The sequence below is a fragment of the Herbiconiux sp. J20-20 genome, assembly GCF_057365085.1.
The window spans coordinates 28,677-40,700 of the sequence record NZ_CP195122.1 but is presented as its reverse complement, the minus strand read 5'-3'; the positions used below and the strand labels follow the sequence as shown (position 1 = coordinate 40,700).

The window sequence follows — 12,024 nt, the reverse complement described above, 5'->3', positions numbered from 1 at the left end:
GTGCCAAAAGTGCGATCCGCGCGCCCCACACCCCACGTTTCGCACCGCTCGACGGGTGCGCGGGGCGCGCGCGGCGCGGCTCAGCGCACCCAGCGCTCGATCCGGATGGTCGCGCCGAGCGTCTCGTACTCGGCCGTCTCGCCGTCGGGCACGAAGTGGTGTTTGCGGTAGAACGCCGCCGCGCGGGGGTTGTCGTGCGCCGCCCAGAGGAACGCAGGCGCGTCGCCGAGCGCCCGCGTCAGCAGCTCGGCACCCGCACCCGAGCCGTGGTGCGACGACAGCACGTAGACCCCATTCAGTTCGCGCGCACGCGGATGCCTCCCGGGATCCCGATCGGATGCGGTGACCCAGCCGACGACCTCGTCACCGTCTGTCGCGACCCACGCCTCTTCCTCGGAGCCGGTGAGGATCTCGCGCCAACGCTCGACGCGGTCCTCTGCCCGCAGCGCGTCGAGCCGCTCGGGCGCAACGAGATGGCGGTACGTCTCCTGCCAGGCGCGCACGTGGACGTGCGCGATTCCCTCCGCGTCCTCGACCGCAGCGCGGCGAACGGGCGGAGGCACCAGCTCAGTCCTCGTCGTCGTCGAGGTCGCGCGGCTTGACGTAGGGGTCTTCCTCGCCGGCGTAGGTCGCGCCGACCGACGACTGGCGCGCGACCTCGTCGCGCTCGTGCGCCGTCTTCAGCAGCGAGTCGAGCGCCGCCGCGTTCTCGGGGAGGGCATCCGGAATGAACTCCAGGCTCGGCGTCAGCCGCGCCGTGATGTTCTTCCCGACCTCGCTGCGCAGCATGCCGGTGGCCGACTTGAGCGCCGCCCACGAGTCGGCGCGCTCCTCGTCGGTGCCGTACACGGTGAAGAACACGCTCGCGTGCTGCAGGTCGCCCGTGACGCGCACGTCCGTGATCGTCACGAAGCCGAGACGCGGATCACGCAGCCCCTTCTCGAGCCGACGCGCGATGATCTCCTTGATGCGATCCGCCATCTTGGCGGCGCGATCTCCCGCAGCCATCTCTCCCTCTCCCTGCTCTCACTTCACCGGCCGTCAGCTTGGGAGCGGTCGGGGCATTTCTCCGGGCCGCTGGTTGGGCCTGGCAGCGACCACCTCGAAGGGGTGGTCGCCGGATGCGGCCCGGAGGAATGTCCCGGCCGCATCCGGCACCCAGGCTTACGCCCGGACCTTTTCCTTCATCTCGATCGTCTCGATCTCGTCGCCGATCTGGATGTCGTTGAACTTGCCGAGACCGATACCGGCCTCGAAGTCCGTGCGCACCTCGGTGACGTCGTCCTTGAAGCGACGCAGCGAGTCGATCTGCAGGTTGTCGCCGACCACGACGCCGTCACGGATGACGCGCGCCTTGGCGTTGCGCGTGATCGTGCCGGAGCGAACGATGACACCGGCGATGTTGCCGGCCTTGGAGGAGCGGAAGATCTCGCGGATCTCCGCGACACCCGACTGGACCTCTTCGAACTCCGGCTTGAGCATGCCCTTGAGCGAGCCCTCGATGTCGTCGAGCGCCGCGTAGATGACCGAGTAGAACCGAACGTCGATTCCCTCGCGGGCAGCGCGCTCGCGCGCCTTGACGTCGGGTCGGACGTTGAACCCGATGACGATCGCGTTGTCGATCGTCGCCAGGTCGATGTCCGACTCGGTGACCGCACCCACACCGCGGTGCAGGATGCGCAGCTGGACGCTGTCGTCGACCTCGATCTTGAGCAGCGCCTCCTCGAGTGCCTCGACGGCACCGGAGACGTCACCCTTGATGATGAGGTTGAGGCTCTCGACCTTGCCGTCTTCGAGCGCCTTGGTGAAGTCCTCGAGCGAGATGCGCTTGCGGGCCTTGGCCAGCAGGGCGTTGCGCTCAGCCGCTTCACGCTTCTCGGCGATCTGACGGGCGGTGCGGTCCTCCTCGGTGACGAGGAAGGTGTCGCCGGCTCGGGGCACGGTCGACAGACCCTGCACCTGCACCGGTCGGGCCGGGTAGGCCTCCTCGACCGGGTCGCCGTTCTCGTCGTGCATCGCACGGACGCGGCCGTAGGCCGTTCCCGCGACGATCGCGTCGCCGACGCGCAGCGTTCCGGACTGGATGAGCACCGTCGCGACGGCACCGCGGCCCTTGTCGAGCTTCGCTTCGATCGCGACACCGCGCGCGTCCTTGTTGGGGTTCGCACGCAGGTCGAGTCCGGCATCCGCGGTCAGCAGCACGGCATCGAGAAGCTCGTTGATGCCCTTCTGCTGGAGCGCGCTGACGTCGACGAAGAGGGTGTCGCCACCGAACTCCTCGGCGACCAGGCCGAACTCGGTGAGCTGCTGGCGCACCTTCGACGGGTTGGCGCCCTCCTTGTCGACCTTGTTGACCGCGACGACGATCGGCACGTTGGCCGCCTGCGCGTGGTTCAGGGCTTCCACCGTCTGCGGCATGATGCCGTCGTCGGCGGCGACCACGAGGATCGCGATGTCGGTCACCTGCGCACCACGAGCACGCATGGCGGTGAACGCCTCGTGACCCGGGGTGTCGATGAAGGTGATGGCACGCTCGTTGCCCTCGTGCTCGGTCCAGACCTGGTACGCACCGATGTGCTGCGTGATGCCGCCGGCCTCGCCCGCGACGACGTTCGCCTCGCGGATCGCGTCAAGCAGCTTGGTCTTACCGTGGTCGACGTGACCCATGACGGTGACGACCGGGGGCCGAATCTCGAGCTCGTCGTCCGACTCGTCTTCGAGCTCCTGCTCGAGGTCGAGATCGAAGGCGGCGAGGAGTTCCTTGTCCTCGTCCTCGGGGCTGACGATCTGGATCTTGTAGCCCAGCTCCTCTCCGAGGATCTGGAAGGTGGCCTCGTCGAGCGACTCGGTCGCCGTCGCCATCTCACCGAGGTGGAACAGCGCCGTGACGAGCGCGCCCGGCTGAACGCTGTACTTGGTCAGCGTCTCCAGCTTGTCGGCGAGGTCGCTGATGGAGGCGCCGCGGCGCAGGCGGATGACCTTGCTGCCGTCGCCGCGAGGGATCGCGACGCCGCCGAGCGTCGGGGCCTCCCGCATCTCGAATTCGGCGCGCTTCGTCCGCTTCGACTTGCGGGCCTTGCTCTTGCCGCCACCGCGACCGAAGGCACCCGCGGTGCCACCGCCGGGTCCACGACCGCGACCGCCGCCACCACCGGGGCGACCGGCGAAGCCGCCGGGACCGCCACCGGGACGCTGGAATCCGCCGCCGGCGCCGCCGGGACGGCCACCGCCGCCGGGACGCTGCTGGAACGGGGCGCCGCCACCGGGACGCGGAGCACCCGGACGGGGTGCACCGGGACGCGGGGCGCCGGGACGGGGCGCGCCGGGACGCGGCGCTGCGGGACGCGGGATGGCGCCGCCGGCGCCGCCGGGACGCGGCATGCCCTGCGAGCTCGAGAACGGGTTGTTGCCCGGACGCGGGGCGCCGGGACGGGCCATGCCCTGCGAGCTGGAGTACGGGTTGTTGCCCGGACGCGGAGTTCCGGGGCGCGGGGCCGGGGCATCGCCCGACGGCTTCGCGGCCGGCTGCTCGGGCGCGGGCTTCTCGGCGGCGGGCGCGGCGGCCTCGACCGGCTTCTCGGGCTCGGGGGCCTTGACCTCGGGCGCGGCGGGAGCCGGCTTCGGGCCGGGCTTCGGCGCAGGCTTGGCGGCCGGCTTCGGCGCGGGCGCCGCGGCGGGCTTGGCGACGCCGTCTTCCTCCAGCGCCTTCTTCAGGCGTCGAGCGACCGGCGGAGCGATCGAGGATGAGGCGCTCTTGACGAACTCGCCCATTTCGGTGAGTTTCGCCAGAGCGATCTTGCTGTCGATGCCGAGTTCGTTCGCGATCTCGTGCACGCGGGGGTTAGCCACAATTCTCCTGTCTGGGTCCACTCCAGGCAGGAGCGGACATCAAAGGGTGAGGGAACTCATTTCGAGTTGCTCATTACTTGTCCATGTGCTTTTCGGCCTATTCAGTCCGTTCGATTCCGGGGCGGTCATTCGCACCGGATTCCACTGTGGTCAGACTCGAGGGATCGAGTCCAGTTGCGACCCGCAGCGCTCGCCCGAAGGCGCGGCGCCGGATCGCGGTGTCAATGCACTCGGGGCTGTCATGCACCCAGGCGCCCCGGCCCGGAAGTCGTGCCGCCGCATCCGCGACGACCCGTCCGTCGCGCGCCACCACCCTCAATAACGAGGAGCGGGGAGCGCGCTGTCGGCAACCCAGGCAGGTTCTGACGGCCTCCATCCTACCCCGGCTCAGGACTCCATCACCGAATCAGGCTGGATGTCGATGCGCGCACCCGTCAATTTGGCGGCGAGTCGCGCGTTCTGACCTTCCTTGCCGATCGCGAGTGAGAGCTGGTAATCGGGCACGAGAGCGCGCACCGCCTTGAGCGATTCGTCGACGACGAACGCGCTCGTCACCTTCGCCGGGCTGAGGGCGCTCGCCACGAAGGTGGCCAGGTCATCCGAGTAGTCGACGATGTCGATCTTCTCGTTGCCGAGCTCGGCGGTGACGGCGCGGACGCGCTGGCCGAGCTCGCCGATGCAGGCGCCCTTGGCGTTGATCCCGGGCTCGAGGGCGCGCACCGCGATCTTGCTGCGGTGTCCGGCCTCGCGGGCGAGGCTCGCAATCTCGACGATGCCGCTCGCGATCTCGGGCACCTCGAGCGCGAAGAGCTTGCGCACGAGACCGGGGTGGGTGCGGCTGACGGTGATCGCCGGGCCCTTCGGGCCCTTGCTGACGCTGGTGACGTAGACGCGGATGCGCGACCCGTGCGCGTAGTCCTCGCCCGGCACCTGCTCTTCGGGCGGCAGGATCGCCTCGACCGCGCCGAGGTCGACGTGGATCATGCGCGGGTTGGGTCCTTGCTGGATGACGCCCGCGACGATGTCGCCTTCGCGCCCCTTGAACTCGCCGAGCACCTTGTCGTCGCCGATGTCGCGCAACCGCTGCGAGATGACCTGCTTGGCGGCGAAGGCGGAGACGCGTCCGAAGTCGGCGGGGTTGTCGATCGCCTCGCCAACGACCTGGCCGTCCTCATCGAGTTCGGGGACGTACACCGTGATGTGGCCGGTCTTGCGGTCGAGCTCGACGCGCGCGCCCACCTCGGGGCCCTGGTCGGTGTGCTTGAGATACGCGGTCAGGATGGCCTGCTCGATGATCCCGACCAATTCTTCAAACGGAATCTCTCGCTCGCGCTCCATGAGCCGCAGCATTCCGAGGTCGATGTCCATCTAGGCCTCCGCTATTCAGATTGTGGGCGGCCTACCCTCGGCCGCATCGATGAAGTCTAACCGAGCACGACGGGGTCGGCATACGAGCTGGGGATCGCGCGGCGCGCTCCCGCCTCGAGTCCTCGCGCATCCGGCTCTTGACAGGTCCGCCCAAGTTCATGTTAATAAGAACTAACATGAACCAGCAGAGACGCTACGACATGCGGAAGCGAACCGCGCGCGCCGACGAGACCCGCCGGCGCATCCTCGACGCGACCCTGCGGCTCGGACTCTCGGTCCCCCTCGCCTCGGTCACGCTTCCGGCCGTCGCGACGGACGCGGGCGTCACGGTGCAGACAGTCCTGCGGGGCTTCGGATCGCGCGACGGGCTCCTCGCCGCGGCCCACGAGCACGGAACGGCCCTCGTCCACGCCGAACGCCTCGCCGACCCCGACGACATCGAGGCGAGCCTTCGCTCGCTGCTAGATCACTATGAGGAGCGCGGCGACGGCGTCCTGCTGCTGCTCGCCCAGGAGTCGTGGGAGCCGACCGCCGCCGCCGTCACGACCCCCGGCAAGGCGCTGCACCGCGACTGGGCTGCGCGCGTCTTCGCTCAGGGCCTGGCGCGGGCCGACGACGACGAATCCCTGCTGGATCTGCTCGTCGTCGCGACCGACGTCTACGCCTGGAAGCTGCTGCGCCGCGATCGCGGCCTGAGCCCGGACGCCGTCGCCCGCCGCATGCGTCGCGCCGTCGACGCGCTCCTCTCCACCGCCTGACCCGACACTCCAGGAGCCCGCCATGTCCACGATCGCCATCGTCACCGCCGATGCCGGCGGCAACGTGCCCCCCGCCCGTGCCGTCGCCCGGGAGCTGCTCGCCGCGGGACACCGCGTGGTCGCGCTCGGCCACGAGCGCCAGCGGGCGCGGTTCGAGGAGCTCGGAGCCGAGTTCACGGGCCTGTCGAGCCTCGAGTTCCACGACTCGCGCCACGCCCGCTCGGTGCCGAAAGCGCTCGGCGAAGCCGCACGACTCGCCTACGATCGCGGCATCGAGCGCGAGGTTGCGCAGCGCATCCGCGAGCTCGCCGTCGATGCCGCATTCGTCGACTGCATGATGGCGTCGGCGATCGCCGGGGCCGGTTCGGCCGGGGCACGCGTGGCCGTGCACTTCCACACCCTGCTCGGCTTCTGGCAGCGCTCCTTCGCGCCGGGCCCGGTGGGACTCATCGCGCGGCTGCGCGGTCACGATCCGCGTCGGCGGTGGCGGGAGGCCGACGCGCGCCTGGTCCTCACCGATCCCGCGCTGGACCTGCGCGCGAACGGCGACGGCTTCGAGTGGACGGGCGTTGTCGAGACCGGCGTCCCCGCCCGCGCGGAGGCGGGAGCGCCCCTCGTCGTCGTGAGCCTCAGCACGACCTGGTTCCCCGGTCAGACCGCCGCCTACCAGCGCATCGCCGACGCCCTCGGCACGCTGAAGGTGCGCGGACTGATCACCCTCGGCGGCCTCGCTCCCGATCGTGAGCTCGTGATGCCAGCGAATGTCGAGGTCGTGGACCGGATCCCGCACGCCGAGGTGCTTCCGCGCGCGAGCCTCGTGATCGGGCACGGCGGGCACTCGACGACCGCGACCGCGCTCGCCCACGATCTGCCGCTGCTCATCCTTCCGATGCATCCGCTGCTCGACCAGCCGATGGTCGGAGCCGCGGTCCAGTCGCTCGGGGCCGGGCGACGACTGCCGGCCTCCGCATCGCCGGCCCGCATTGCGACCGAGACGCAGCGACTGCTCGACGATCCCGCAGTCCGCGCCTCGGCGGCCACGATCGGCGCGCGGCTTCGCACCCAGTCCGGCGCGCGCCGCGCCGCCGAGAGGCTCGCCGAACTTGCGAGCGCGACGGTGGCGCCGCGCTGAACAGCGTCAGGCGAGGCGCGCGAGCAGCTCCGTGGCGGGCACCTCGGTGCGCTCGTTGCTGCGACGGTCCCAGAGCTCGACGAGGCCGTCGGCCGCGCCGCGACCCACGATCACGATCGTCGGAACGCCCAGCAGCTCGGCGTCGCCGAACTTGACGCCGGGCGACACCTTCGGGCGGTCGTCGTAGAGCACGTCGCGGCCGGATGCCTCCAGCTCGGCGGCCACCGACGCGGCCAGCTCGAAGGCCGCCGCGTCGCGGCCCGTGGCGACCACGTGCACGTCGAACGGCGCCACCTCGGCGGGCCAGAGCAGTCCGCGGTCATCGGCGGTCGTCTCGGCGATCGCCGCGAGGATGCGGGTGACGCCGATTCCGTAGGAGCCCATCGTGACGGTGACGAGCTTGCCGTTCTCGTCGAGCACCTTGAGGCCGAGCGATTCGGCGTACTTGCGTCCCAGCTGGAACACGTGGCCGATCTCCATGCCGCGCAGCAGCTCGACGGGGCCGGAGCCGTCCGGCGCGGGGTCGCCCGCGCGCACGTCGGCCACCTCGACGGTGCCGTCGCCCACGAAATCGCGACCGGCGACGAGGCCGAAGACGTGCTTGCCGTCGGCGTTAGCCCCGGTGATCCACTCGGTGCCGTCGACGATGCGCGGGTCGAGCAGGTAGCGGATCTCGGTCGCCGACTCGGCGCCGAGCACCGCACCGGTGGGGCTCCACGGCCCGATGTAGCCCTTCACCAGCAGGGGCTGCTTCTCGAAGTCCTCGGCGGTCGCGGGCTCCACCTCGGCGGGCGCGAACGCCGCCTCGGCGCGCTTCATGTCGACGTCACGGTCACCGGGAACGGCCACGATGACCAGTTCGCGGGACCCGTCGACGTGGGTGAGCGCCAGCACGACGTTCTTGAGCGTGTCGGCGGCCGTCCATTCGCGGCCGTCGGGGCGCGGGTGGTTCCGGTTGGCGACGTCGACGAGCGTGGCGATCGTCGGGGTGTCGGGGGTGTCGTGCACGACGGCCGGTGCGAGGCCCTCGATCGGCAGCGCGGGGGGCGCGGTCGTCGTGAACGCCTCGACGTTGGCCGCGTAGCCGCCCGCCGAGCGCACGAAGGTGTCCTCGCCGATCGGGGTGGGGTGCAGGAACTCCTCGGAGCGCGATCCGCCCATGGCACCCGCGTCGGCCTGCACGATCTCGTACTCGAGTCCGAGGCGCGTGAAGATGCGCTCGTAGGCGTCGCGCTGCGCCTGGTAGGAGGCGTCGAGCCCGGCGTCGGTGTAGTCGAAGGAGTAGGCGTCCTTCATCGAGAACTCGCGCCCGCGCAGGAGTCCGGCACGCGGCCGGGCCTCGTCGCGGTACTTGTCCTGGATCTGGTAGATCGACAGCGGCAGGTCCTTGTAGCTGGAGTACAGGTCCTTCACGAGCAGCGTGAAGACCTCCTCGTGCGTCGGCGCGAGCAGGTAGTCGGCGCCCTTGCGGTCCTTGAGCCGGAAGATGCCGTCGCCGTACTCCTCCCAGCGGCCGGTCGCCTCGTAGGGCTCGCGCGGCAGCAGCGCCGGGAAGTGCACCTCCTGCGCGCCCGCCCGCTCCATCTCCTCGCGGATGACCGCCTCGATCTTGCGGCGGACCTTCAGCCCCAGCGGCAGCCAGGCGAAGATGCCGGGCGCCTGCCGGCGGATGTAGCCCGCGCGGACGAGCAGCCGGTGGCTCGCGACCTCGGCGTCGACGGGGTCTTCGCGCAGGGTTCGGACAAAGAGCTGAGACAGGAGCGTAGGCACGGCGTACAGCCTATCCGCGCGGCGCATGCGGCTCAGTCGATTGCGTTGCCCCCGACGGAGGCGCGCGCGAGCGCCACCTCGACGGCCTCGATCGCCCCCACGACGCCGATGACGAGCGCCGCCACGTCATAGCGTCCGGTGTCGAACGGGGCGTCGCTCGGAGTTCCCGGGATGCTGGCCCAGGACGGAGGCTCGGCGCCCGCGCCGAGGACCGCCGGGTCCGGGTCGTTCTGCGCGTTGACGAGCACGGAGAGGATCCCGTCGGTGCCGAACAGCCCGCCGAGCGTGCCCCCGAGCACCCCGATGAGCGCCGTGGCGGTCGACGACAGGGTCGACTCGAGGCTGGTCACGAGCGGGCCGGTCGCGGTCGACAGCGCGGTCTGGACGAGGCCGCCGACGACCGGGCCGAGGGTGGCGATGGAGCCTTCGACGCCGGTGAGCACGCCGTTCACGATCGTTGACACGGCCGCGCAGACCAGCCCGCACGAGCCCGTGCCGAGGGTCGCGTCGATCGTGCCGGAGCCGGCCAGCAGTTCGTCGAGCGATCCATCGATGTCGATCACCAGGTTGCCGAGGTCGACCGTCGTGACCACGACCGTGACGCTGACCGGCACGGTGACGGTGACACTCACGTCGACAACGTCGAGCGCGGATTCGATGGCCGAGACCACGTCGGCGACCCAGTCGGCGAGGGCGGCCGAGACCGCGTCGGTGAGTGCCGTGAGCACCGCCTCGTTGATCAGCAGCTCGGTGTTGGGGTCGAGGCCGTTGAGCCCGTCGGTGCCGTACTGCTCGCCGAGCAGAGCTGCGAGGTCGACGCCGATCGTTCCGGTGGCGAGGTCGATCTCGACGATGCCCTCGTCGTCGCTGATCGTGTCGTCGAGCAGCGCATCGACCGCCGAGAAGTCGACCGTCACCGCCACGGTCGCCGAGGGTGTGCCCACGCCGAGCGCCCCGAGCACTCCGGAGAGCGAGCCGAGCACTCCGGATGCCAGGGCGTTCGTGAGTCCGGCATCCCCCGACAGGGCGGCGACCGCGCCTTCGAGTGCGGTGAGTGCGGACTGCACCGAGGTGACCAGGCTTCCAACCAGCGGCGAGTCGACGTCGAGGTCGAGCCCGGCGATCGCGTAGTCGCGCTCGAGTTCGGCATAGATGTCGTTGCTCCAGGCGGCGCCGCACCCGTCGACCTGCGCGACGCCGGCGAGCGCGCCGAGCTCCAGCCGAAGGTCGGTCAGATTCGCGGTGACCAGGTCCGACAGCGTCTCGCCGGTCGCGCCGGCGAGGACGGTGCCGAGTTCGAGGGTGCCGAACTTCGGGCGGTCGTCCTGCGGGCCGGAGAACGCGTCGAGGGCGATCCCCCCGGTGTCGGTCACCGCTCCCGCCGCGGCCGCCGAACCGAGGTCGTCAGAGGCGCGCGCGTACTGGTGGTACACGCCCGTGTCGGTGTCGAGCGGAAGCACGAGCACATCGCCGAGAGACAGATTGATCGCGTCGAAGGCGGCGGAGACCTCGAGCGGGTCGCGCCAGGCCTCGTCGTCGGATGCGGGCACCGGATCCGCGCTCGCCGGCGTCGGCGCGGCGTCGGTTCCGTCGTTGTCGACGCGGACGCCGTCGAGCTCGACGATCGTCGCGAGGTCGAGTCCGAGCAGCTCGCCGCCGAGCATGGTGCCCGCCGCCGTGCTGGTACCGAGACCGGGCGCCGTGCAGTCGAGCCCGGCGGAGGCGGTCTCGACCCACTCGGTGTCGGTCCACGCCGCCGTGGAGCTGCCGACCAGACCGCTGGCGACGATCGAGGTGAGGGCGAGCCCGGCGACCGCGACCGAGGCGCCACGACGTGCTCGACGGCCGTCTCGCGCGCTCACGAGCGGGCCTCCGATGTGCGCGCGAATCGGGCCCGCGCCGCGGCGACGATCAACCCGCCCGCACCGAGCAGGACGGCGGCGAGCGCGAGCGCCGCGGCCGGGTTGACCCCGGTGAGCGCAATGCTCGGGGAGGGCTGGCCGGAGCCGCCGGCTATCCCCTCGGTGTCACCGGCGGCCCGGAACTCGATGTCGAAACCCGCGGAGGTGGCCTGAAGCTCACTCGGGGCGAGGTCGGGAAAGCTGATGGTGGCGAGAAAGTGGCGCTCACTGTCGTTGGCGAGCGCCCCCAGCGCCCAGAGCTCGTCGTCTCCGATGTCGGCGAACGCGCGATCCGTGAGCGTCGTCGTCGCGACACCGGCGCAGGTCGCCTCGTCGGCTGAGTCGGCCGGCACCGCCCAGGCGGTCGAGCACTCGCGGATCTCGATCCGCAGGCCGTCAGGATGCGCGGCCAGCTCTCCCGAGCGCCGCACGGTCATCCACAGCTCGCCGTCGGTCGCATCCGACAGGCCGGTCGTGAACGACCAGTAGACGCGGTCGCCGGGCTCCAGCTCGGCCGCGATGGTGACGGGCGTGGCGTCGATCCAGAGCAGGCTCGAGGCGCCGTCGTCCACGATGTCGGCCGCCGCGGGCGCCGCCGCACCGCCGACCGCGAGCGACACCGCGACGGTCAGTGCGCCGCCCACAGCAAGGATGCGGGGGGTCATCACGCTCATGAGTCCGGCTCCGCCCGATGATCGGGGCGACGTCGCGGCGGCCACCATGCCCAGAGCACGACGGCGGCGGCCACGGCGCTCAGCGCGATGACGCCGACGGGCTGCTGCGCCGCGCCGACGAGCGCTCCGACCACGGGAACCCCGCCGAGCACCAGACCGACCCGCTGCACCAGATACGGCTGCGGATCGTCGGTCGCATTGGCGTCGCCGCGCAGCGTCAGGGCGGCGCCGTCGCCGGCCCGCTCGAGGGCGACGATGCGGTGGGTGACGGGGGCGTGACCCGCCCGCGAGACGGTCACCACGTCGCCGACCGCCAGTTCATCGACACTCGCGTCGCGCACCACGAGCAGTGCGCCCGTGGGATAGGTGGGCGCCATGGAGCCCGTCTCGAGCCGCACCATCGCGATGCCGAACGCCGGTGCGATGCTCGCGAGCGCCATCACGAGCCCGAGCAGCCCCGCGATCACGATGACCGTGGATTTGGCACCGGCGACCAGCGAGGACGCGGTCGCTCGGCGAGGCCGACGCCCGCGAGTCGCGGGCGTCGGCAGCAGAGTCGTCGACATCTCGGC

At 71.1% G+C, this 12,024-nt stretch carries 11 protein-coding genes; 2 read left to right on the top strand and 9 right to left on the bottom strand.

The window, feature by feature from the left end; all coding sequences use genetic code 11:
- Positions 1-80 precede the first annotated feature (80 nt).
- The 5 genes from ACR3ZA_RS00205 to nusA form a co-directional block, all read right to left on the bottom strand.
- On the bottom strand, positions 81-563 hold the full coding sequence (locus ACR3ZA_RS00205) for a GNAT family N-acetyltransferase (protein WP_473658978.1): 483 nt from the start codon (positions 561-563) through the stop codon (positions 81-83).
- A gap of 4 nt (positions 564-567) precedes the next feature.
- Positions 568-1,008, bottom strand: coding sequence for a 30S ribosome-binding factor RbfA (gene rbfA / locus ACR3ZA_RS00200; RefSeq protein ID WP_473658976.1), 441 nt, complete (start codon positions 1,006-1,008; stop codon positions 568-570).
- 156 nt (positions 1,009-1,164) lie between these two features.
- Positions 1,165-3,849 carry a translation initiation factor IF-2 gene (gene infB / locus ACR3ZA_RS00195; RefSeq protein WP_473658974.1) on the bottom strand — a complete coding sequence of 895 codons (2,685 nt, stop codon included), beginning with the start codon at positions 3,847-3,849 and terminating at the stop codon, positions 1,165-1,167.
- Between the two features lie 97 nt (positions 3,850-3,946).
- The gene (locus tag ACR3ZA_RS00190) at positions 3,947-4,225 is read right to left on the bottom strand and encodes a DUF448 domain-containing protein (protein ID WP_473658972.1); all 279 of its coding nucleotides are present in this window, start codon (positions 4,223-4,225) and stop codon (positions 3,947-3,949) included.
- Between the two features lie 11 nt (positions 4,226-4,236).
- Positions 4,237-5,217, bottom strand: a complete 981-nt coding sequence (nusA, locus tag ACR3ZA_RS00185; RefSeq protein WP_473658970.1) for a transcription termination factor NusA — start codon at positions 5,215-5,217, stop codon at positions 4,237-4,239.
- Between the two features lie 200 nt (positions 5,218-5,417).
- Between nusA and ACR3ZA_RS00180 the strand changes: the two genes are divergently transcribed.
- Together ACR3ZA_RS00180 and ACR3ZA_RS00175 are read left to right on the top strand one after the other, a co-directional pair.
- On the top strand, positions 5,418-5,975 hold the full coding sequence (locus tag ACR3ZA_RS00180; protein WP_473658968.1) for a TetR family transcriptional regulator: 558 nt from the start codon (positions 5,418-5,420) through the stop codon (positions 5,973-5,975).
- Between the two features lie 22 nt (positions 5,976-5,997).
- Positions 5,998-7,107: a nucleotide disphospho-sugar-binding domain-containing protein gene (locus ACR3ZA_RS00175; protein WP_473658966.1), complete on the top strand. Its 1,110-nt coding sequence runs from the start codon at positions 5,998-6,000 to the stop codon at positions 7,105-7,107.
- Between the two features lie 6 nt (positions 7,108-7,113).
- Here ACR3ZA_RS00175 and ACR3ZA_RS00170 read toward each other — a convergent pair whose 3' ends face one another.
- Genes ACR3ZA_RS00170 through ACR3ZA_RS00155 form a run of 4 tightly spaced genes read right to left on the bottom strand, consistent with a single transcriptional unit; the run spans position 7,114 to position 12,018 of the window.
- Complete coding sequence (locus tag ACR3ZA_RS00170) at positions 7,114-8,877, bottom strand: proline--tRNA ligase (protein ID WP_473658964.1); 1,764 nt, start codon at positions 8,875-8,877, stop codon at positions 7,114-7,116.
- Positions 8,878-8,909: 32 nt separating this feature from the next.
- Positions 8,910-10,739 carry a choice-of-anchor G family protein gene (locus ACR3ZA_RS00165; RefSeq protein ID WP_473658962.1) on the bottom strand — a complete coding sequence of 610 codons (1,830 nt, stop codon included), beginning with the start codon at positions 10,737-10,739 and terminating at the stop codon, positions 8,910-8,912.
- The gene (locus ACR3ZA_RS00160; RefSeq protein WP_473658960.1) at positions 10,736-11,452 is read right to left on the bottom strand and encodes a hypothetical protein; all 717 of its coding nucleotides are present in this window, start codon (positions 11,450-11,452) and stop codon (positions 10,736-10,738) included. The genes ACR3ZA_RS00165 and ACR3ZA_RS00160 overlap by 4 nt, the downstream gene beginning before the upstream one ends.
- Positions 11,449-12,018, bottom strand: coding sequence for a signal peptidase I (locus tag ACR3ZA_RS00155; protein WP_473658958.1), 570 nt, complete (start codon positions 12,016-12,018; stop codon positions 11,449-11,451). The genes ACR3ZA_RS00160 and ACR3ZA_RS00155 overlap by 4 nt, the downstream gene beginning before the upstream one ends.
- Positions 12,019-12,024: the final 6 nt, after the last annotated feature.

What these genes read in the sequence shown, in the direction of transcription:
- rbfA (WP_473658976.1), bottom strand. Translation starts at nt 1,008, where the DNA reads ATGGCTGCGGGAGATCGCGCCGCCAAGATGGCGGATCGCATCAAGGAG.
- ACR3ZA_RS00180 (WP_473658968.1), top strand. Translation starts at nt 5,418, where the DNA reads ATGCGGAAGCGAACCGCGCGCGCCGACGAGACCCGCCGGCGCATCCTC.
- ACR3ZA_RS00160 (WP_473658960.1), bottom strand. Translation starts at nt 11,452, where the DNA reads ATGAGCGTGATGACCCCCCGCATCCTTGCTGTGGGCGGCGCACTGACC.
- nusA (WP_473658970.1), bottom strand. Translation starts at nt 5,217, where the DNA reads ATGGACATCGACCTCGGAATGCTGCGGCTCATGGAGCGCGAGCGAGAG.
- ACR3ZA_RS00175 (WP_473658966.1), top strand. Translation starts at nt 5,998, where the DNA reads ATGTCCACGATCGCCATCGTCACCGCCGATGCCGGCGGCAACGTGCCC.
- ACR3ZA_RS00190 (WP_473658972.1), bottom strand. Translation starts at nt 4,225, where the DNA reads ATGGAGGCCGTCAGAACCTGCCTGGGTTGCCGACAGCGCGCTCCCCGC.
- ACR3ZA_RS00155 (WP_473658958.1), bottom strand. Translation starts at nt 12,018, where the DNA reads ATGTCGACGACTCTGCTGCCGACGCCCGCGACTCGCGGGCGTCGGCCT.